The sequence below is a fragment of the Roseibium sp. R5 genome (assembly GCF_055755305.1).
This window is the reverse complement of the sequence record NZ_CM146910.1, coordinates 613,222-634,923: the sequence shown is the minus strand read 5'-3', so window position 1 is coordinate 634,923 and position 21,702 is coordinate 613,222. Positions and strand designations below refer to the sequence as shown.

19 protein-coding genes are annotated in these 21,702 nt (G+C 55.6%); 13 read left to right on the top strand and 6 right to left on the bottom strand.

The features are described from left to right. Positions 1-117 precede the first annotated feature (117 nt). The 5 genes from AC0J4F_RS02965 to AC0J4F_RS02945 all read right to left on the bottom strand — a co-directional run bounded on the left by AC0J4F_RS02965 (position 118) and on the right by AC0J4F_RS02945 (position 3,928). Positions 118-324, bottom strand: coding sequence for a hypothetical protein (locus tag AC0J4F_RS02965; RefSeq protein ID WP_133949130.1), 207 nt, complete (start codon positions 322-324; stop codon positions 118-120). Between the two features lie 289 nt (positions 325-613). Next, positions 614-2,233 (bottom strand): NTP transferase domain-containing protein, encoded by a 1,620-nt coding sequence (locus AC0J4F_RS02960; RefSeq protein WP_473025357.1) that lies wholly within the window; start codon positions 2,231-2,233, stop codon positions 614-616. Positions 2,234-2,246: 13 nt separating this feature from the next. After that, a complete protein-coding gene (locus AC0J4F_RS02955; RefSeq protein ID WP_473025356.1) occupies positions 2,247-2,942 on the bottom strand; it encodes an XdhC family protein in 696 nt (231 codons plus the stop codon). Position 2,943: 1 nt separating this feature from the next. Next, complete coding sequence (locus AC0J4F_RS02950) at positions 2,944-3,573, bottom strand: LysE family translocator (protein ID WP_133949124.1); 630 nt, start codon at positions 3,571-3,573, stop codon at positions 2,944-2,946. Positions 3,574-3,586: 13 nt separating this feature from the next. Continuing rightward, on the bottom strand, positions 3,587-3,928 hold the full coding sequence (locus AC0J4F_RS02945; protein WP_208326710.1) for an XdhC family protein: 342 nt from the start codon (positions 3,926-3,928) through the stop codon (positions 3,587-3,589). Between the two features lie 162 nt (positions 3,929-4,090). On the opposite strand from AC0J4F_RS02945, the gene AC0J4F_RS02940 reads away from it, so the two are divergent. The 3 genes from AC0J4F_RS02940 (at position 4,091) to AC0J4F_RS02930 (ending at position 6,817) form a co-directional block, all read left to right on the top strand. Continuing rightward, positions 4,091-4,309, top strand: a complete 219-nt coding sequence (locus tag AC0J4F_RS02940) for a hypothetical protein (RefSeq protein ID WP_133949122.1) — start codon at positions 4,091-4,093, stop codon at positions 4,307-4,309. A gap of 167 nt (positions 4,310-4,476) precedes the next feature. Then, positions 4,477-5,907: a radical SAM/SPASM domain-containing protein gene (locus tag AC0J4F_RS02935; RefSeq protein WP_133949120.1), complete on the top strand. Its 1,431-nt coding sequence runs from the start codon at positions 4,477-4,479 to the stop codon at positions 5,905-5,907. Further along, positions 5,873-6,817 (top strand): LpxL/LpxP family acyltransferase, encoded by a 945-nt coding sequence (locus tag AC0J4F_RS02930; protein ID WP_133949118.1) that lies wholly within the window; start codon positions 5,873-5,875, stop codon positions 6,815-6,817. The genes AC0J4F_RS02935 and AC0J4F_RS02930 overlap by 35 nt, the downstream gene beginning before the upstream one ends. Positions 6,818-7,433: 616 nt before the next feature. Here AC0J4F_RS02930 and AC0J4F_RS02925 read toward each other — a convergent pair. Further along, entirely contained in the window at positions 7,434-9,044 is a 1,611-nt protein-coding gene (locus AC0J4F_RS02925) for a phosphoenolpyruvate carboxykinase (protein WP_133949116.1), read from the bottom strand. Positions 9,045-9,784: 740 nt separating this feature from the next. Here AC0J4F_RS02925 and AC0J4F_RS02920 point away from each other — a divergent pair. From AC0J4F_RS02920 to AC0J4F_RS02875, 10 genes are all read left to right on the top strand, one after another. Next, positions 9,785-10,483 carry a response regulator transcription factor gene (locus tag AC0J4F_RS02920; protein WP_133949114.1) on the top strand — a complete coding sequence of 233 codons (699 nt, stop codon included), beginning with the start codon at positions 9,785-9,787 and terminating at the stop codon, positions 10,481-10,483. Positions 10,484-10,515: 32 nt separating this feature from the next. Next, positions 10,516-12,339, top strand: a complete 1,824-nt coding sequence (locus AC0J4F_RS02915) for a stimulus-sensing domain-containing protein (RefSeq protein ID WP_473025355.1) — start codon at positions 10,516-10,518, stop codon at positions 12,337-12,339. Continuing rightward, complete coding sequence (locus AC0J4F_RS02910; protein ID WP_473025354.1) at positions 12,336-12,803, top strand: HPr kinase/phosphorylase; 468 nt, start codon at positions 12,336-12,338, stop codon at positions 12,801-12,803. Before AC0J4F_RS02915 ends, AC0J4F_RS02910 begins: the two co-directional genes overlap by 4 nt. 120 nt (positions 12,804-12,923) lie before the next feature. Beyond that, positions 12,924-13,328 carry a PTS sugar transporter subunit IIA gene (locus AC0J4F_RS02905; RefSeq protein ID WP_008193884.1) on the top strand — a complete coding sequence of 135 codons (405 nt, stop codon included), beginning with the start codon at positions 12,924-12,926 and terminating at the stop codon, positions 13,326-13,328. Positions 13,329-13,349: 21 nt separating this feature from the next. Then, complete coding sequence (locus AC0J4F_RS02900) at positions 13,350-13,619, top strand: HPr family phosphocarrier protein (RefSeq protein WP_209178923.1); 270 nt, start codon at positions 13,350-13,352, stop codon at positions 13,617-13,619. A gap of 70 nt (positions 13,620-13,689) precedes the next feature. Beyond that, positions 13,690-14,964 carry a class I SAM-dependent methyltransferase gene (locus AC0J4F_RS02895; protein ID WP_473025353.1) on the top strand — a complete coding sequence of 425 codons (1,275 nt, stop codon included), beginning with the start codon at positions 13,690-13,692 and terminating at the stop codon, positions 14,962-14,964. 264 nt (positions 14,965-15,228) lie between these two features. Next, on the top strand, positions 15,229-16,617 hold the full coding sequence (gene ahcY / locus AC0J4F_RS02890; protein ID WP_133949107.1) for an adenosylhomocysteinase: 1,389 nt from the start codon (positions 15,229-15,231) through the stop codon (positions 16,615-16,617). 250 nt (positions 16,618-16,867) lie between these two features. Further along, positions 16,868-19,381 carry a PAS domain-containing sensor histidine kinase gene (locus AC0J4F_RS02885; RefSeq protein ID WP_473025352.1) on the top strand — a complete coding sequence of 838 codons (2,514 nt, stop codon included), beginning with the start codon at positions 16,868-16,870 and terminating at the stop codon, positions 19,379-19,381. A 13-nt stretch (positions 19,382-19,394) separates the two neighbouring features. Further along, positions 19,395-20,921 carry a tRNA (adenosine(37)-N6)-threonylcarbamoyltransferase complex ATPase subunit type 1 TsaE gene (gene tsaE / locus AC0J4F_RS02880; RefSeq protein WP_473025351.1) on the top strand — a complete coding sequence of 509 codons (1,527 nt, stop codon included), beginning with the start codon at positions 19,395-19,397 and terminating at the stop codon, positions 20,919-20,921. Between the two features lie 45 nt (positions 20,922-20,966). Continuing rightward, positions 20,967-21,701, top strand: coding sequence for a nucleotidyltransferase family protein (locus AC0J4F_RS02875; protein WP_133949101.1), 735 nt, complete (start codon positions 20,967-20,969; stop codon positions 21,699-21,701). Position 21,702 lies beyond the last annotated feature (1 nt).

Here is a 21,702-nt window from a genome sequence, read left to right as displayed (position 1 = left end):
CGCTAAGGTCGATCGTAAAAAGTGCCAAGGCGCCAACAAAAAACCCGGCCTGGGGCCGGGTTTGAGGCGCGTGGATGATCCACGGAGAGCTGCTTTTATTTACAAGCAGCTGTAGTTTTAAGCCGCGCGACGGAAGGACAAGCTCATGCCACCACCAGAACGGTTGCGGCGGCGCTCTTCCGGTGGGATGTAAACGATGGAGCGGTGGTCGTCACAGTAAGAAACGCCCGGCTCGACCCGGTTGGAGCACGGAAAGGTGTAATTTCCAGCGTCGCCTTCTGCCCATTTACAGCAGCCCGGGCGCGGGAGGGACAAGTCAGCCATAACAGTTTCCTTTATTCTTTACGCACACAACAAAAGCGCTCGAGCATCCTCCTCAAGTGAGGATCCGAACAGCCTTTGAAATAAATCGGATTTAGCAGACGCCCGGGACGTTTTTCATGGCCCACCCCTGCAAGCAGAGAGCTCTTCAGCAAGCGCAACGAGTACATAGGTCGGATGTCACAAAATTGCAATAGAATAGCAGGCATGTCGGCCTTGCATTTCCTGCATAGCCGGTTAAGCCTAGTTTACCTTTGCTCAGAAAGCCAAACAACTTCCGTTGTTTAGCGCTTTATTGTTGGTCATCTGGCGGGAGCTGCCCACCGGCTGCAAATAGTGCTTGGGGTGTGTCCAAATCGAGCCGGGCCGCATCACCAAGCTCGACTTCCGCTACGAAGCCCAGATTCTCAGCGATAAGATGTCGACCGCCAATGTCACCGGTCAAGGATTTCAGCGCATCGAAAAATCGCTGATCCCAGAGTACCGGATTGCCGCGTTTCCCGTCGGCTGTCGCTGTGACGATAAGGTTGCTGGAGCTTTCCTGGTAGGCACCAATGAGGTGGTTCAAATCCACTGGCGTAATGCGCGGCATATCGCCGAGAAGAATAACAACAGCGTCCGGGTCAGTTTTTAGAGCATTCATGCCAGCGCGGATCGAGCCCGCCATACCATCTGCATAGTCGGCATTAAACGTGACATTCAGATCAAGATCATCAACTTCGGCTTCGACCCTCTCAGCAAGATGACCAGTGACCAGAACGGTTTCGATCAGATCAGCACCGCAAGCCGTTTCTGCAGTGTGACGTATCAACGACTTGCCATCCAGTTGCGCCAGCAGCTTGTTCGGTCCACCCATGCGGGAGGACTTACCGGCGCCCAGAATGATCGCTGCGATCTTCGGCTTCGACCTTGAGGGCTTTGGGGCCCTTGGTTGCGGCCGCGTTCCGATTTCCATCAAGAGGCCTCCAACACCCATGCCAGTAATGTCCTGGGTTGAAACTGCCAATCCGGCGAGCAGGCGATCAAGGATCCAGTCAAAGCCGTTTTCCTTAGGGCTGCGGGCGCACCCCGGTGCGCCGATCACAGGCGTGGCGTTGAGATCGCCCAGCATAAGAAGGTTACCCGGGTCCACCGGCATGCCGAGGTGTCGAACGTCGCCGCCAGCTCTTTCCAGCGCTGCAGGAAGAACATCTTCCCGGTCAACAACGGCGGACGCACCAAACAGGATCAGCAAGTCCACGCCGCGGGTATTCATTTGGGAGATGGCAGCAGAAACAGCCTCTTCGGTATGGTCGACGCGCAATTCAGCCGCGATGTAACTGCCGCTTGCCCGAAGCCGGTCTTCGAGTATCCGGCGGGTTTTATCCATCGTGGCCGGTTTCAAATGGGGCAAGCATGTTGCGATCAAGCCGACTTTGCAGGCAGAAAACGGGGCGACGCGGACCGCACCATTAATCGCGGTTTCGGCTTTCTCGAGCAAGTCATCAGCTAAAGCAAACGGAATGATCTTGGCAGTGGCAACCATCCGGCCCGGCGTGACCCGAGTATGATTTGCGAGCGTTGCAAAGGTAATCGCAGGATCTATTCTATTGGCATCTGTGACCGCGGCCTCATCAATAACCAGAACACCGTCGGTGTCTGAAAACAGGTTCATCCGGCCCGTAAACGGCGCATCCGTGTACAGGCCGGCACCTTTGGCAGCGCCTCCTAGTCGGGCTGCCGCTGCGTCTTCGTCCAGGTCTCCGGCTTCAAGGCGCGCAACAACAATCGTCTCCAAGCCGGCCTCGCTCAAAAGAGCACAGTCGGTTTCTGTTAAGCGATGCCCTTTCTTGAGGATGAGGCCAGGCAGTTTGGTCGAGTGGGCGAGCACACAGCCCTCAGCTTCCATCGGCGCAACGGGGCCAAACTTCATTCCGGGCCCCTCTTCATGGCGAAACCCCATCGGGTTTTCGTAAGGCCTTGATCACTGAGGCGAGGACTGCAACTGCAATTTCTTGAGGGGAGGCTGCACCAATGTCGAGACCGATTGGCGCTTCAATCCGGCTCATTACATCCTCTGACAAGCCCGCTTCCCTGAACCGGTCCAGGCGCTTGCCATGGGTCTTTTTGCTGCCAAGAGCACCCACATAAAAGCACCCGGTCTTGAGCGCTTCCATGAGTGGGTAATCATCAATCTTGGGGTCATGGGTGACCGCCGCGACGGCGGTGTAAGGGTCAAATGGCTGGGCTTTCAGGACATCTTCCGGCCACTCAGCCAACAAGCTGGACCCAGGAAACCGGTCTTCGGTCGCGAAGGCCGTGCGTGGATCAATTACGCTGACATCGAAGCCTGCAATTTCAGCCATGGGAACCAATGCCTGACTGATGTGTACGGCCCCAATGAGGACAAGCCGGGGTGCGGGAACAGAGACCGTCAGAAAAGCTTCGCCTGCATCGGTTTTGACAAGGCCGGATTTGCCGGACAGGAAGCGCTTGTCGAACTCGTCTGCCAGAGGGTCGTCACGGTAGGCAACGTCCCTCTTGATCAGCCGTTGACTGCCGGCCGTCATATCCGTGACCAGGATAGCCGCCCTGCGGGCCGCCCGTTCCACATTCATTTGGCGAAGGAGTGAAAGGTCCATGTCAGCTGCGATCCGTTGCCAGCTTCAGCCCAAGCCCGACAAGCAGTGAGCCGCCAGCCCAACGGGTAACGGCCTGCATTCTGGATTGACGCGTGAAGCGCTTTTTGACTTCCGAGGCGAACAAGACGGTAACGATATCTGCGGATGTGAAGGCAAAATTGACGATCGTCCCGAGAATGAGGAACTGTGCCCAGACCGGAAGGGCCGCTTCCGGGCTAACGAACTGTGGCAGAAATGCTATGAAAAAGACGGCGACCTTCGGATTGAGGACTTCCACGAGGAAGCTGTCCACCATGGCCCGCCGACCGCTTTTTTGAGGCAGGTTGGGTATTGCGCCACTATCCGCCTGTGCGCGGATCATCTGAATGCCGAGAAAAATCAGATAGGTGCCGCCAATGATTTTCAGCGCGAAGTAAAGATTCGGAACGACAGAAAAGATCGCGGAGAGCCCGAGAGCTGCTGCAAAGACGTGCACGTAGCAGCCCATATGAATGCCGAGAGCTGCAAGAAACCCGGCGCGGCGTCCCCGCGCGATCGTCTGAGCGGCGGTGTAAAGCAGGGCAGGTCCTGGCATGTAGGCAAAAAGGGCAGTCGCGGCGAAAAAGGCCAACAACGTCTCAATAGGTGGCATCGACTATACTCAATCAGTTAACCGGCTCGACATAAACGCGAATGCGGCCGCCACAAGACAGACCAACCCGCCAAGCTGTTTCATCGGCAACGCCAAATTCAAGCATCGCCGCTTTACCTGTTTCAATCACATCAATGGCTTCCGCAACCACCGCGCCTTCAACGCAGCCGCCGGACACTGAGCCCTCAAAATTGCCATCAGCATCGATCACCAGATGCGATCCGGCGGGGCGGGGCGCGGACCCCCAGGTCTCAACGACAGTCGCCAAGGCCACCGAGCGGCCCGCCTCTTTCCAGGTTTGGGTGGTTGCAAGCACATCCAAACCCTCCACTGGCAGTGTTGCATCCGTTGACATTGTCTTTCTCCTCATGCCGCAACACCTGCAGCTTATAGCGCACCACGCAGAAGTCGATAGTTCCAAGCCACAAATGTACCGCGTTTGAATTGACGTATGGGAAGCTTAAGAGTATGGTTGTGGAGTGGAAATAATAATCTTCTAGGTTTAATGGAGGGTGGAATGGAAAAAGGGAAATCTGTCGTTATTCAACTCCCTGACGAAGACATGCTCCAACGTGCGGATTTGAATTCGGATCAGCTGGAAAGTCTTGTAAAATCTATGCTCGGAAGTCAGGTCGGCCGAGGCATTGATGATGTTATTATTCGTGGCGGGCGTCTGAGTGGCGGGAAAGATGCCGCTTCGACATGGACGAAGACGATCTGGAAACGGGCCTGCTGAGGTCGTTTTTTCCATCAGATACTGATTGCAAGTTTGTTCTCGGCGCGAGCTGGGGTGTTCCAAAAATGAGGAGCATCCCAGCTAATGCCTCGCTTTAGATTCGTTCAACACGCGTGGAAAAGGTGGAGGCTGGCTGCTTAGGCAAATCCTTGGTATGGGAGGCTCGGTTGCAAGTAGAAATGGCTGGCCGGGAGGCGGTGCCAGAGACGCGTTTCGGTGTGCCAGGACCGATCACTTGCCGCGCAATCGGTTCTGGTAAATCCTTGTTTCTTCAAGCGCATTCAGGGTCTTGGATTATTGTTGAAAATCAGTCTGTCCCAAATGTGCAAGCGCTCCTTGAGGCTGCGTCCTCCCGCCTTTTGGACAGGTTTTCAGATGCCTTAGAAATACCGCTCGTTGCTGAGCTTTATCGTGCTGGGCTTTTGTCAGTAAATGGCCGGAACGCTTGGGATCGTGTCGATTTCGAGAATGAAACAAGCGAAATCAACACCTTAATTCTGAAAATGGCGGGCTACTGCAACATTGCTTGCACGTATTGCTATGACTTTGAGGCGGCCACCTACAAGAACCGGCTGACTGTTGAACAGGGCAAGAAAGCCATTCGGGGGACCTTGGAGAATGCCGGTCCGCGCCTGAACATCCTATTTCATGGTGGAGAGCCATTGCTGGCATTTGATGCCATCACCGACCTTGTTGCATATGCTCAGGTGGAGGCACAAAAGGCAGATACCGAGCTGTTGTTGTCCATTCAGACCAACGGAACGCGCTTTACGCCGGAAATCGTGAAGTTTCTCATCAAAAACCGTTTTTCTGTCGGCGTATCTTTGGATGGTCCGAAATCGGTAAACGATACGTTCAGGGTTGACTTTAAGGGGCGAGGAACTTGGCAAAACATCACAGAGGCAATTTCAGACTTTCCCGAACTTGCAAGCCAGATGGGCGTCCTGACAACCGTTACCAACGCCAACGCCGCCAGACTGAAGGAGGTCGCCTGTCACTTTCGCGATTGGGGAGTGCGGTGTTGGGATGTCACAGTGTTTCAGGCCGCTGGTCGGGCTACAAAAAAACCATCACGTTTTGCCCCTGATTTGGACGAATTGATCGCTTCTTACATAGATCTTTTGGATGGGGTCGAAGCGGATGAGTTTGGCGACATGGAAATCCGCCCTGTCTTGCACTACGTGCGGAATGTGCTCGGATACGAGCGTCCGAACATGTGCCTGCGCAATGGTTGCGGCGCTGCTAAGGAATTGGTCTCGGTCTCCGCCGATGGTACAGTGGAGGCCTGTGACTGTATTAGCGAACCCGCCTTATCGTTGGGGAGTCTCGCCGATGGCGGGATTTCCCAAGCTTTGTCCTCCGCAGAGGCGCGAAGTATCCGGAGCCGGACCGTTCGAAGCCTTACCCCCTGTGCAACCTGCGACTGGCGGATCTTTTGCGGTGGTACCTGCCTGGCAAAGACCGGGGATGTCACAAAGGTAGATACCGGTGAGTGTGCGGTATCGATGGCGCTTTTCCCAGATATCTTGCGGCGACTCGCAAACTCGGATCGGCTATTGCGATATGCAGAACGTTTTGCAGACCCGTTGGCGCATTGACTGCGAAAAAAGACGCAGTTCGCGCGGCAATATTGATGTCCACCGGCTTTTAGGGGATTGGTTCGGCGACGCTGAGTGGCAGAGGGAGCTGTCGCAGATTCCGGCTCGACAGCGCCGCGTCATGTTATCGGAAATTGGCAGGGACATGTTTCTTGATAACATCGGTAACTATGCGAAGGAACTCCGATGGAACATGGAGTTGGTTGACTGGGTGTGGACCGATGAGCAGCGTAGGTCATTGGCATTGGATCATGCGCGCCTCCTTTTTGCCTCGCTTTCTGATTCCATTGATTTTGCCTCGGGCACGTATCCGCAAACAGAACTAGACGTGTCGGGTGCTGAGCATGTGCTTGGTCCAGGCGAAGCAGGCCGGGGTGTAATTCTTGTCAGCGTTTTTCAGACACATCCAGGTTATGCCTTTGTGTGTTCTCCGTTGAGAGACCGCAAGATAGGCGTGATCCGCAAGGCTCCTGGTGGAGGCGCTTCTCTCACTTTGGATGGTTTGCCAAAGAGCGTTGCAGAGTTGCCTGCGAGCACTGCAGCTGTACGCCCTTTGCTGAAGTTATTAAATGAAGGGAGCGTTACAGCAGCCTACTGTGATTATGTTTATCAAGGGTCGGGTATGATTGAGGCACCCATGTTTGGCGCCTGGGTTTCGGTATCCCGCTCCTTGCTAAAGATTGCGAGACAGACGAATGCCGCGATAGTTCCGATGGCTGTTGCACGTGATCTTGATATATCGAAGGAGCTGGTCCGAGTAGAATTCTTTCCCGACCTCACAGACGGTGACAGCAGGAGCTTTCAGCTCTCAGACCTGTCGCTTCGGCTCGGTATCGCACTAGAGTGCCTGATCCGTCGATATCCGGTGCAGTGGCGATTGTGGAACACCTTGCGCGACCGGTTGAATTGATGAGGAAACTGCCGTGCTGGTCTTGATTACCGGAGCCTCTTGCAGCGGCAAAACAAGTTTTGCGCGCAGCTTATCTGCAACTCGGCCTTATCAGCTCGACCTTTACGACGGGGTCGAGGCCCTTTTGCCTGAATTGGAAACGAGACACACTGATGCGGAACAATCTGTCGTTATCGAAGGACTGTTATCCGGGAGTGTATCTGCATCGCGAGAACTCATCGGAAAGTGTGATTGTGTGATCGTGCTGCAAACCCCAATAGCGATCCGTTTGTTAAGGAGCCTTCGACGGGATGGTGTTTCCGGGTGGGCCCGGTTCATCCGGAACGAGTTTGCTTGGAGCCAATATTGTGCGCCGCTTTTGAGGCTGTCAGAAACGACAGTGCCGATCAGACATGTAAACTGGCAGCCGAACCGTGGAGACCGCGCGTGAGCCACGAAGCAGCTGCAGCGTGTCGCGTTTAACGACATACAGGTTACTTCAGGTTTCACGTACGAGGCAAAGCCGAGTGGCAGAGAAACCTCAAGTAACCTGTATGCGATTTGCTCCAGAAAACAGCAGCGTTTGAAATGTGTCCGGGCACCGACAGACTGGTCGGTACCCGGACCGTGTTTGGGGTTATTCTGCCGCGAGCCGGACGGATGGGGCTGCGCTGCGGACAGAGTTGTCGACATGTGGTTCGAAGGTCTCGAAATTGTTGACGAACATATCGACCAGTTTGGCAGCTTGTGTGTCATAGGCCTCTTTGTCGGTCCAAGTGTCGCGCGGCGTCAGGATCTCAGTATCGACACCGGCAACTTCAACAGGAACTTCGAAGCCGAAGTTTGCATCTGTCCGGAATTCTGCGTTCGAAAGATCACCGGAGAGTGCAGCCTGCAAAAGGGTGCGGGTCGCCTTGATCGGCATGCGGTGGCCGACACCATGCGCGCCGCCGGTCCAGCCGGTGTTCACCAGCCAGCAATCGACATTGTGCGTGGCGATCAGATCCTTGAGAAGATTTCCGTATTCGGACGGATGGCGCGGCAAGAACGGCGCGCCGAAACACGTTGAGAACGTTGCTTGCGGCTCGGTCACACCTTTTTCTGTGCCCGCCACCTTCGCCGTGTAACCGGATAGGAAGTGATACATTGCCTGGGCCGGGGTGAGGCGAGCGATTGGAGGCATGACGCCAAAGGCATCTGCCGTTAGCATGATGATCGTCTTCGGGACCGGCGCACAGCCAGTGTCGCTGGCATTGGAAATGAAGTGGATCGGGTAAGCGGCCCGGGTGTTTTCTGTTTTCGAACCATCGTCGAAATCCGGAACCCGGTCTGCGTCCAGCACAACATTCTCCAGAACCGTGCCGAACCGCTGAGTGGTGGAATAGATTTCCGGCTCTGCCTCCGCGGACAGTTTGATGGTCTTTGCGTAGCAGCCACCTTCAAAGTTGAAGACGCCGTTTTCGCTCCAGCCGTGCTCATCATCGCCGATCAGTGTGCGTGACGGATCAGCGGACAAGGTTGTCTTGCCGGTGCCGGACAGGCCGAAGAAGACCGCTGTATCGCCGTTGTCACCCACGTTTGCCGAGCAGTGCATCGGCATGATGCCTTTTTCCGGAAGCAGGTGATTAAGAACGGTGAACACCGACTTCTTCATTTCACCAGCGTAGGACGTGCCGCCGATCAGAACGATCTTGCGTGTCAGATCAACGGCAATCACGGTCTCACTGCGGCAGCCATGGCGGGCCGGGTCGGCCGTAAAGCTCGGCAAATCGACAACCGTCATTTCTGGCGCAAAACCTGCAAGGTCGCTGCGCTCCGGGCGCAACAGTAGATTGCGGATGAAAAGAGAATGCCACGCATATTCGGTGTACACGCGGACCGGCAGGCGGTGGTCGGCGTCTGCTCCGCCGTAAAGGTCCTGCGCGAAAAGCTCCATTCCTTCAGCATGTGCCAGGAAATCACTCATCAGGAGATCAAACTGCTCCCGGGACATTTGCGCGTTGTTGTCCCACCAGACGGCGTCCTTGGTCTGGTCATCGACAACCACAAACTTGTCTTTCGGCGAGCGGCCGGTGTGTACACCGGTTTCTGCGACCAGAGCGCCGCCAGCGGCCAGCTGGCTTTCACCTCGGTTCAGGGAATACTCATAAAGCGCAGGCTCGCTCTGGTTCCAATAGAGCGCTTTCAGTCCTTTGAAGCCGAACGTTTCGCTGCCAATGGCTGAATTCCTATCGCCTACTTCCTGCATGATCCCGAGATCCTTGTTGTGGGAGCTATTTGTTAGCGGCCGGGCAGTGTTAACAAATACTAAACCCGATCTTAAGGGCTGCGAACCTAGTGGATGCGCAGAAATGCAGCAAGGCGGCCAAAGGGCTATGTGTTTGTTTAATCGATTAAAATACGCGAATAAATACCACTTAATTAATTTGGGCGGCAAACAAAAAAACGAAACTTTCGAATTCTTCGACTTGTCTGTTGAGGCGAAAGTATATGCGGCTGAAACGCGCTTTTTCGGTCTGTGACGTGATCGAGCCGAAAGGGGGCGATCTCATTCTCGCCTTATTTGAGAACGCTGCGGCAGAGCATAGAGATCGGAAGCGCACGCAAAATTCAATTAATGCGGTGTGTTGCCGCCTATCAGTTTGTTCCCGCAGCGGCAGGCGGGGTAAGGAGAGAACCTGATCGCCCAACTGGTGTCACCAATGTAACTGACAGCATTTGCGTTTGGCGCTCCGACAACAGCTGAAAGTGTTTCAGCTCATTATTGCGTGCTTTAGAAGTGGGGCTTGTAACGCTGAGCTATCCCCGCCATCTGGAGAAACGTTTTAGCCCGCCAGAAGGGCTGCCTCGGCTATGCGCGCCTTACCTCGCAGATTGTAAATGGCCCGATCGCCTTAATTTTTGCGCATTTAGCAGGCCAAAGGCTTTGTGTTACTGTTTGACCGACGCGCGCCGTCGGTGCGTTTCCGGAAGTGGACGAAGACAAATATGCCAACGATTGCCCTGGTTGATGACGACCGCAATATCCTGACCTCTGTATCAATTGCATTGGAGGCGGAAGGATATCGGGTCCAGAGCTACACGGATGGAACCTCCGCGCTTGATGGCCTGCAAAGCGATCCGCCCGAACTGGCGATCTTCGATATCAAGATGCCGCGAATGGACGGCATGGAATTGCTGCGCCGGTTGCGTCAGACATCAGATCTCCCGGTCATCTTTCTGACGTCCAAAGACGATGAAATCGACGAGCTGTTCGGTCTCAAAATGGGCGCGGACGACTTCATCCGGAAGCCGTTCTCCCAGCGGTTGCTGGTCGAGCGGGTCCGAGCGGTGCTGCGCCGTGCCCAACCGCGCGATGCATCAGCACCAAGGGATGACGCAGACAAGTTGCTGGAGCGCGGACAACTGGTCATGGATCAGGAGCGGCATACCTGCACCTGGAATAACAAGCCAGTTACGTTGACCGTCACCGAGTTCCTCATTCTATCAGCCCTGGCCCAGCGTCCGGGGGTCGTCAAAAGCCGGAATGCGTTGATGGATGCGGCATACGATGATCAGGTCTATGTTGACGACCGCACCATCGACAGTCACATCAAACGTCTGCGCAAGAAGTTCAAAGTGGTTGACGACGATTTCGACATGATCGAAACCCTTTATGGTGTTGGCTACCGGTTCAGAGAGGTTTGAGCTGGAGGCCACAGACCTGAAGGTGGGCCTGAATGGCGGTGGAAAGTGAACATCTCGACAACGTGCAGATCTCTGAACCGGAAGGCGGTTCGGAGCGCTCCAAGCTGCGCCGTTTGAGCAAGAAGCGCGTTCGCCGTAGGCTCTTGAGCCGGGTGGGCCGGGTCTTCGGGACATACGTGCTGTCTTCCCTGACGCGCCGGATTATTGCGATCAACCTGGTTGGGCTTATCGCCCTCGTGATCGGGATCCTCTACCTCAATCAGTTCCGTGCCGGTCTCATTGATGCACGGGTGCAGAGCCTCCTCACGCAAGGGGAGATCATTGCCGGTGCAATTGCGGCATCGGCGACCGTCGATACCGGAACGATTACGGTCGATCCGGAACGTTTGTTGCAGCTTCAGGCAGGCGAGAGCATCACGCCGACGGCTGGTGATGATCTTGAAAGCCTCGACTTTCCAATCAATCCTGAACGTGTCGGTCCTGTTCTTCGTCGACTGATATCTCCGACGAAAACGCGTGCGCGGATCTACGATCCGGAAGGTATTTTGATCCTGGATTCCCGCCACCTTTATTCCAGTGCGCAGATTTTGCGCTTTGATCTGCCGCCGCCCAATGTCGAGGAAGAAGGCTTTTGGGACACACTCTGGCAGTGGAGCAAGCGATGGATGCAGCAGGGCGACCTGCCGCTCTACCAGGAGGTTGGTGCAGGCGACGGCCGAGCTTATCCTGAAGTGGAGGCGGCTCTTGCAGGATCTCCGGCCAGTGTGACCCGGATATCCCAGCGTGGTGAACTGATCGTCTCCGTGGCTGTTCCGATCCAGCGGTTTCGTGCCGTGCTCGGCACTTTGCTCTTGTCAACGCAGGGCGGTGATATTGATGCCATTGTTCGGGCTGAGCGCATCGCGATCATCCGTGTTTTCTTGTTTGCTGCGACGGTCACGATCCTGTTGTCGATCCTTCTGGCCGGGACCATTGCAGGACCTGTGCGCCGTCTTGCAGCCGCAGCGGATCGCGTGAGGACCGGATCAACGACGTCTCGTGAAGAAATCCCGGAGTTCTCAGACCGGCAAGACGAGATTGGTCACCTGGCGCGCTCTTTCCGTGAAATGACCAACGCGCTCTATGACAAGATTGACGCTATTGAGCGCTTTGCAGCAGACGTTGCACATGAACTCAAAAACCCGCTGACTTCTCTCAGAAGCGCGGTCGAGACCTTGCCGCTTGCTAGAAACGAGGATTCGCGCAACCGGTTGATGGAAGTTATTCAGCATGACGTCCGCCGTCTCGACCGGCTGATTAGCGACATCTCCGATGCGTCCCGCCTGGATGCAGAACTTGCCCGGACGCAATCGGAAACGATCGACATTGCCGAGCTTCTTCGGAACATGGCAGACGCCGCAAATGAGCGGTCCGATAAGGGGGACCCGCGAGTTAAACTGACCGTGGCGGACGCGCCTGGCACCAAACCTTACGAAGTCCAAGGCCATGACATTCGGCTTGGTCAGGTGATCAGCAACCTTCTTGACAACGCCCGTTCGTTTTCACCGAAGAAGGGAACCGTCCGGGTGGATCTTGGCCGCGATGGACGGGGAATCAAAATCACCGTGGACGACGATGGACCCGGTATCCGCGCGGAAAACACGGAACGGATTTTCGAGCGGTTTTACACCGACCGGCCGGACGGCGAGGGCTTTGGCAACAATTCTGGCCTTGGTCTCTCGATCTCACGGCAGATCATTGATGCGCACGGCGGATCAATTTCGGCAACCAACCGGATTGAAGCCGGCAAAGACGGGATGGACCGGATCGCCGGCGCCCGGTTCACGATCATTTTGCCCGTAGGCCGCAAGAAGTGACAGCCAACAACATCCACGCAAACTGCCTTGTTGTCGGAACCAAGGGACTTCTGATCCGCGGCAAGTCCGGTAGCGGCAAGTCGTTATTGAGTGACACAATTCTCGAGGCGGCGCGATCACGCGGGCACTTGGCGGCTCTTGTCGCGGATGATCGCGTGCTCTTGAACGGAGAAACCGGGCGATTGCTGGCGGAGCCGCCGAAGGTGCTTGAAGGCCTGATGGAAGTGCGCGGTACTGGTATTGTGCAAGCAGGGTTTTTACCCCATGCGCAAGTTCACCTGATTGTTGATTTGTGTCAGTGGGAAGCGTTGGAACGCCTCCCGGAGGAGCCTTGCAAAAAGGAAACCGTTTTGGGCGTAGCGTGCCCGCTCCTTCGTTGCCCCGAAGACGATGCTTTTTCGAGTATGCGATTGATCCGCTGGGCCTTCAGGCATCTCTACCCAAACAGCCCTGACTATTTTTGAGGCGGACCATTCCTTTTTTGCTTGCAACTGGCGATACGGTTGCCGAGAGTGCAGCAGGCTGGTAAACGCCCGGCTCTCAAATGAGCTGAAGCAAATCTCGATGATCGGGTTTTTATACGTATGATTGGACTTGTCCTCGTCACTCACGGGCGCCTCGCCGAGGAATTCAAGGCAGCACTGGAACATGTTGTTGGCCCACAGGAGCAGGTCGAGACCATCTCCATTGGCCCGGATGACGATATGGAACAGCGCCGGCAGGACATTTTGGCGGCGGTCGATGCCGCAAATACAGGCAAAGGTGTGGTTCTTCTGACAGACATGTTCGGTGGCACACCGTCCAACCTTGCGATCTCTGTTATGGACAGCAAGTCCGTTGAAGTCGTTGCAGGTGTAAATCTGCCGATGCTGATCAAATTGGCCAGCGTTCGGGCTGATCGTGAGCTTCCGCAGGCTGTTGACGAGGCGCGGCAGGCCGGACAAAAATATATCTCAGTCGCGAGCCAGGTGCTGTCGGGACAGAATTAACAAGAACAGGACGCGAAAAGCGTGTTGGAAAAAGACCTGACGATTGTAAACCGGCGCGGCTTGCACGCCCGGGCATCGGCAAAATTGGTAAAGCTGGTTGAGACTTTCGACGCCGACGTGGAAGTCTCAAGAGATGGCCAGACAGTGGGCGGCACCTCGATCATGGGTCTCATGATGCTCGCGGCCAGCCCTGGTTGCTGTATCAAGGTCCGCACAAGCGGCGCGCAAGCCGAACCTGCGCTTGAGGCCATCACGGATTTGGTTGAAAGCGGCTTCGGGGAAGAAGACTGACCGTCTCGACACACCGCAAGGTTTGACCATTGAGTTGGAGGGCAAGTTGGACGCGGTTGTGGATCGGAATATGCAGGTGACAAAAGACCTGCTGGCCCATGTTCATGATGCATTGGGGGCCGATTTTTCTTTCGAGCTTCCAGATGGAACGGTCATACCGGAAAATAGCCAGGAGAGCGAACTCCGCCTATTCATTTCCGGCACTGCAATCCCGGCGCTTTTGCGGCGTCCCAGCTTAAAGACGGTTCTTGAACTTTATGCGCGCGGCGAAGTCGAGCCACGGGGCGGGTCGCTGTTTGATTTCGCAGACAAGCGTCCGTCGGTCAAATCAAAGACACTGTTGAAGCGTTTGAACAAACGCCTTGTTGTCGGATCAGCGGTAAAGCTGTTCTTTGCACCGCGCGCATCCGATAAACAACAAGCGCAACTGGACGGGGGCAATGCGGCTCAGCAGTCCGGGAGCGGTCAGACCGACATTGCCTTTCACTACAATGTCTCCAATGAGTTCTATCGGCTCTTTCTGGATCCGGAGATGCTCTACACCTGTGCTTATTTCCGGACATGGGACACAGATCTTGCGACGGCACAGAAAGACAAGCTGGAGATGATCTGCCGGAAGCTGCGCCTGAAACCGGGCGACCGAATGCTCGACATCGGGTGCGGCTGGGGGGCTCTGATTTGTTATGCGGCCAAGCATTATGGTGTGACGGCAACAGGCGTGACTTTGTCGGAAGAACAAGCCGTTCTCGCCCGCGAGCGGATCAAGACCAAGGGCCTGGAAAGCAAAGTTTCTGTCGAGCTCAAGGACTTCCGTGAGATGGAAGGCGAGTTCGACAAGATTTCCTCCATAGGGATGTTTGAGCATGTCGGCCTGGATCATCACGAGGAATACTATCAGGCCGTTCATCGTCTTCTGAGACCGCGCGGGATCTATCTCCACCATGCGATCACGCGCCGGGGCAAAAAGAGCCTCAAGAACTTCCGGCGCAAGCGCGCGGAGTATAAGGCGCTTGTCAGATACATTTTTCCTGGCGGCGAGGTTGACCACATCGGATGGACCCTTACCAATCTGGAATCCTACGGTTTTGAAGTGCACGACGTCGAAGGTTGGCGGGAGCACTATGCACGCACAACCCGACTGTGGGCTGAGAACCTGATGCGCGCCAAAGAGGCAGCCATTACCGAAGTGGGGGAAGAAAAATACCGCTTGTGGCTGGCTTATTTGACGGGTGTCTCCCTTGGCTTCCAGCGCGGCACGATCAACATCTTCCAGACTGTGTCGACCAAACGCACAAAGGGCCCGTCGTCTATGGCGCCGACACGTGAAGATCTTTACCGAAGCTAGACGGTATCGGCGATTTGAAGCTCAGCCGAATCCATGTTTCGAAGCCCCATCCTAACGATGACTTAATCATATAAAGAATTCTTTATATCTTTATTGCATGACATGCGGTGCGGGGGTATAACCCCGGCAATGGATTGTGGCGTTGCTTGCAATCCGGCTACTTGCCGCGCAGCAGTCAATCGACTGGATCTGTGTTCCGACAGACGCGGCGCAAAATCGAGTTGGCCCGGCAACAGAGGCTGGCGCAAACAGCAGGAAACTTTCATGGCTGATTACATCGTCAAGGATATCGGACTCGCAGACTGGGGCCGCACCGAAATCGAAATCGCGGAACACGAAATGCCGGGCCTGATGGCGTGCCGGGAAGAGTTCGGCGAAAGCAAGCCGCTCAAAGGGGCCCGGATTGCGGGATCCTTGCACATGACCATTCAGACGGCGGTTCTGATTGAAACGCTGGTTGCGCTGGGCGCGGAAGTCCGTTGGGCGTCTTGCAACATCTACTCCACACAGGATCAGGCAGCAGCTGCTATTGCCGCTTCCGGCGTTCCGGTGTTCGCTGTAAAGGGCGAAACGCTTGAGGAATATTGGGACTACGCCGACAAGATCTTCGATTTCGAAGACGGCGCCAACATGATCCTTGACGATGGTGGCGACGCCACTCTTTACATCTTGCTCGGTGCCCGCGTTGAGGCAGGTGAAACGGATTTGATCGAAAATCCGAAGTCCGAAGAAGAGGAAGCTCTCTTCGCGCAGATCAAGAAGCGCGCAGCTGCCAATCCAGGCTGGTTTACCAAGCAGCGCGACATGCTGCAGGGTGTCACGGAAGAAACCACCACTGGTGTTCTGCGCCTTTATGAAATGCAGAAAAACGGCAAGCTGCCGTTCCCGGCGATCAACGTCAATGATAGCGTCACCAAGTCCAAGTTCGACAACCGCTATGGCTGCCGCGAATCTCTGGTAGACGGCATTCGCCGCGGCACCGACGTTATGATGTCCGGCAAGGTCGCTGTTGTGTGCGGCTATGGGGATGTCGGCAAGGGCTCTGCGCAATCTCTCGCAGGGGCTGGCGCCCGGGTCATCGTTACAGAGATCGACCCGATCTGCGCACTTCAGGCATCCATGGACGGCTTCGAAGTCAAGACCATGGAACAGGTTCTGCCTGAAGGCGACATTTATGTCACCGCGACCGGCAATAAGGACATCATCACCTTCGACCACATGCGTGGCATGAAGGACATGGCGATCGTCTGTAACATCGGTCACTTCGACAATGAAATTCAGGTTGCTGCTCTGAAAAACACCAAACTGCGTCCGGTCAAAGATCAGGTCGATATGTATGAATTCCCGGATGGTAAGCGGATGATCCTGCTGTCGCAGGGGCGTCTGGTAAACCTCGGCAATGCGACAGGTCACCCGAGCTTCGTTATGTCTGCAAGCTTCACCAACCAGGTGCTTGCGCAGATCGAACTCTTCACCAAGGGCGATCAGTACAAGAACGAAGTATATGTGCTTCCGAAGCACCTCGATGAAAAGGTTGCCCGTTTGCACCTGGCAAAGCTTGGTGTGACGTTAACCGAATTGAGTGACGACCAAGCGGATTATCTGGGGATTAACAAGTCCGGTCCGTTCAAGTCGGAACACTACAAATACTGATTCCGGCGCCTTGCCATACTAGATATGGTGAAGGCTGCGATTCGGCATTGTGAACAAAAAAATGCGGGACCCTTCAATTTGAAGGGTCCTGTTAACTTTTCAGCAAGGGACTCTTCTGCGCGATTCTCAAAAAGGTTATGGTTTTAGCGAATCAGAGGCCAGAAGGCGGATGTCTTTGATTTGCTCCCAATAATCGGGGGCTGCATCCCGTTAGAATTAGCGGGCGAAGGCGGTGTAAGGGGATCTTGGAATGCCGGAAGGCAGCGGAAACGGCGTGCGAGGCCGCACGACGTGGCAGGATTGGAGTCTTAAAACGATCAAACTCGGCAGTGTGTCGGGATTGGCGATGGCTCTGTCTGGCAGCCCTGCTGCGGCCGCGGATTTTCTCTCCGGCACACTTGCGGCAATCAATCCCGACACAATGGTCATGTTTGGCGCCCTTGGCGGCATGTGTGCTTTTGCAGTCACTGCAGCTATTGCGCTGGTCCGCCACCGCGCCCAATCCGGCCAATTGACAGAGGCGCTTGAACAGGAAAAGCGCGATCTCAAATTTCGCGTCGACCGCCTTGAAGCCATGCTGAATACAGATGAACAGCGCGTCATCGTATGGACGGGCAATGGCGCGATGCCACAGATCTGGGGCATTCTTCCTGAAAAGTCAGGTGTTCCGCGTCCACCGGCCCAGCTGCTCGCTTTCGGCAGTTGGCTGACGGCAAAATGCGCAGGCGATCTCGAGCGTCATCTGGACCTTCTGTTTCGCACAGGCGAAACGTTCAACACTACACTCAAGACCCGGACTGGCAGTTACGTGGAAGCGCTGGGCCGCACGACGGGTGGTGCGGTGGTGTTGCGGCTCCGGGATCTCACGGGTGAGCGCCAGGCGCAGGCTGAACTTCAAACCCGCAACGCAAAGATCTCCGGTGAGCTGCACATGTTGCATGCGCTCCTGGACGCCATGCCGGCCCCTGCTTGGCAACGGGATGCCGAGGGCAATGTAATTTGGGCAAATGATGCTTATGCAGAAGCTGTCGAGATGCCTGATGCACAGGCGGCTGTCAAAGAAGGGGCGACCTTCCTCGATGCCGCGGCCCGCACTGCAATGGCCGTTCAGCGAAACGAAGATGGCTGCTTTAGCGCACGTATTCCAATTGTAGCTTCCGGTCAGCGCCGGGTGTTCGAAATCACCGATGTCAACGCGAATGTCGGCGGTGCCGGTATTGCCGTGGACATCAGCGAACTGGAACAGGCGCAAAAAGAACTGGGCCGTGCAGAAGAGTTTCATGGCCGGACACTGGATCAACTGGCCGCAGCCGTTGCCATTTATAGCGGCGACAGGAAGCTGCAGTTCTATAATGCGGCCTTCCGTCATCTTTGGGATCTTGATCCCGCCTTTCTGGAAAGCCATCCGGAAGATGGTGCGGTCCTTGATGCTTTGCGGGCTGCCCGGAAACTGCCCGAACAGGCGGATTACCGCGGCTGGCGCAACAAGATGCTGGAAGGCTATCAGTCGCTCGAAGCACGTGAAAGCTGGTGGCATTTGCCGGATGGCCGCACCCTGCGTGTGATCGCCAACCCGCATCCGCAAGGCGGTGTGACCTATATCTATGAGAACGTCACTGAGCAGCTAGATCTTGAAAGCCGCTACAACGCCCTGACACGAGTTCAGGGTGAAACGCTGGACAATTTGTCCGAAGCCGTCGCAGTGTTCGGGTCTGACGGAAAATTACGGCTTTGGAACCCGGCTTTTGGCCGGATTTGGGATCTCGAAGAAGACCAACTTTCCAAGTTCCCGCATGTCAATGAAGTAGTCAGCGCGTGCGCGTTGAACGACTATGAGAAAACGGCTTGGGAGCAACTCGCCAGCAATGTAACGGGCTTGGTCGACAACCGCACGCAGAATGTCAGCAGATTGGAGCGCCACAATGGTGCCGTGCTGGACTATGCAACGGTGCCTTTGCCAGACGGTGGGACCCTCGTCACGTTCGTGGATGTGACCGACAGTGTGAATGTGGAGCGGGCGCTTCTTGAAAAGAACGAAGCGCTTGAACAGGCCGACCAGATCAAGAACGCATTCATCCAGCACGTCTCCTATGAGCTGCGCTCGCCTTTGACCAACATCATAGGATTTGCGCAGCTTTTGGCAGATCCGAAGTTTGGCGATCTCACCGAAAAGCAGGGCGAATACGCCGATTACATTCAGTCTTCCTCGTCGGCGCTGCTTGCCATCATCAACGACATTTTGGACCTTGCCACGCTTGACGCCGGGATCATGGAGCTGGATCTGCGCGAAGTGGATCTTGCAAGCACCGTTGAAGCTGCGGTCGAAGGGCTCAAAGACCGGATTGCCGAAGCACGCATAAATCTCAGGACCCAAGTTCCGGACAACATCGGCAATATGATCGCGGACGAAAAACGTCTGCGTCAGGTCCTGTTCAATCTCATCTCCAACGCTGTGCGGTATTCTGAGCCCGACGGCATTGTCGACATCAGCTGCGACCGGGACGACGACAAGGTGACCTTTGTTGTCCAGGATCATGGTCTCGGCATCCCTGCGGAAATTCTAACCCAGGTCTTCAATCGTTTTGTCGGTCATGACACGGGCGCGCGCCGCCAGGGTGCGGGCCTCGGCCTTGCCATCGTCAAAAGCTTCGTTGAGCTTCATGGCGGAACGGTCGACATCGACAGCGTCGTCGGCAAGGGTACGACCGTGACCTGCGTCTTCCCAGCGCATCCGGATCTGGCTGATCAGGCTGCGGCCGAATAAGGTTCGCGTCCCCATGGCGTCCCACCCGCTTCGCGATCTCCCCACCTCCTTTTTGGCCCTACTGCTGAAAGACGAGAGTGACACGCGTCAACTCGCCGAAGATCTTGCGGCAATCCTGAAACCAGGAGACCTGTTGTGTCTTTCCGGGGATCTCGGAGCTGGTAAATCCACCTTCAGCCGTGCGCTAATCCGCAATATCGCTGGCGATCCCGATTTGGAAGTTCCGAGTCCAACCTTCACATTGGTTCAGCCTTACGATTTGCCAAGGCTTCCACTTGCCCATTTCGATCTGTATCGGCTGGAAGAGCCGGAAGAACTTGAGGAGCTGGGCCTGGAAGAAATCCTAGAGGACAGTGCCGCTCTGATTGAGTGGCCGGAGATGGCGGAAGACCTCTTGCCCAAGTCAGCGCTTTGGCTTCAGTTCCGCCATGTTGGGGATGAGGACACCCGTCAGGTTGAGTTCTACTCTGAGGATACGGTATGGGAAAATCGGATCTCCGCCACTCTTGAGGTTCGCGCGTTCTTGGAGGCGGCGACGAACACAGGGCAGATCTCCCGCGAGCATCTGGCCGGCGATGCGTCTCTTCGTACGTTTGAGAAAATCGAGGCCGGTGAAGAGCATCTGGTTCTTATGCGGTGGCCGTTCTCCGATGCAACCCTGCCGGAGACCATACGGTCCTACATGGACCAGGTTCATCTTGCGAAGGATTGCCGTGCGGTTGCTGCAATTGGCGGCGAACTGCGCAAGATCGGCCTCCGCGCACCGGCTATTAAGAGAGCGGATTTCGACAAGGGGCTGGTCCTGTCTGAGTTTCTCGGAAGCGAAACGATCGTCGTTGACGGCAAGCCTGTCGCGGAGCGGTACTTCGCCGCTGTCGATGTCCTTGCGGCTATGCATGCCCGGAAGTTTCCGGAAACAGTGGATCTGGACACGGGTGAAACCTACCAGGTTCCGGCGTACTCCGCTGACGCACTGGTATCTGAAGCGAATCTCTTGCTGGACTGGTATCTGCCAGAGAAAACCGGAACTGAAGCGAGCGATCAAACCAGAGCGGAATTTGAGGCGCTTTGGCGAGGTTTGCTGGATGGAATATCAGAGGCCCAAAGCGGTTGGGTCCTGAGAGACTTTCACTCTCCGAACCTGCTTTGGCAGGTCGGGGCATCAGGCACTGATCGCATTGGCCTGATTGATTTTCAGGACACGGTGATCGGACCAGTCGCTTATGATGTTGTTTCCTTGCTGTTGGATGCGCGAACGGACATCAACCCTGAACTGGAAAATGCCCTTTTTGATGCTTATCTCCAAAAGCGGAAGGGGCTTGGCCAAGAAAGCGATCCGGAGGCGTTCAAACAGGCTTATGTCGTTATGGGGGCGCAGAGGATTTCCAAGATCCTCGGCATCTTCGTCCGCCTTGCAAGGCGGGACAATAAGCCTGCTTATCTTGGGCACTTGCCAAGGATGGAAGGGTATCTCGACCGGGTGATGACGGCACCCATATTGTCCGATTTGAAAGATTGGTATCAAAGACATATTGGATGATACTGACCGGACGCTGAAGAGCTGATTAGACAACCGAGTACGACGATGACAGACACGCGCTTTCGCCCTACCAACGCCATGATCCTGGCCGCCGGCCTTGGCAAGCGGATGCGCCCGCTGACCGCAACCACACCAAAGCCATTGATCGAGGTAAACGGTCAGGCGCTGATCGATCATGGAATGGATCGGCTGGCGGCTTCAGGCGTGAAAAAATGCGTGGTCAACGTTCATTACCTTGCCGACCTGGTTGAGGTTCATGTCCGGCGCCGGCAGGACATGGACATTGTAATTTCAGATGAGCGCGCCCAGCTTCTGGAAACCGGTGGAGGGATCAAGCATGCGCTGCCGCTGCTCGGAAGCGATCCTTTTTTCCAGCTGAATTCGGACACCTGCTATTGGGTCGAAGGCGTCAAGCCGAATCTCGAGCATATGATCGATGCCTGGGACGACAGCCGCATGGACGCATTGCTCCTGGTCGCTGAAACGGTGAAGGCTGTGGCTTATACCGGCCGTGGCGATTTTGAAATGGCACGTGATGGCACGCTCAGCCGAAGGCCGGAAAAAGGCGTCACCCCATTCGCATATGCGGGTGCTGCGATCTTGCATCCCCGTTTGTTTGAAGACGCTCCGGATGGCCCATTCTCGATGAATGTCTTGTTCGACCATGCAATCGAAAGCGGCCGGTTGTTTGGTGTCCAGATGGAAGGTGTCTGGCTGCACATTGGGACGCCGGAAGCAATCCGGGCCGCCGAATATGCAGTTCGCGAAAGCGCTGCCTAAG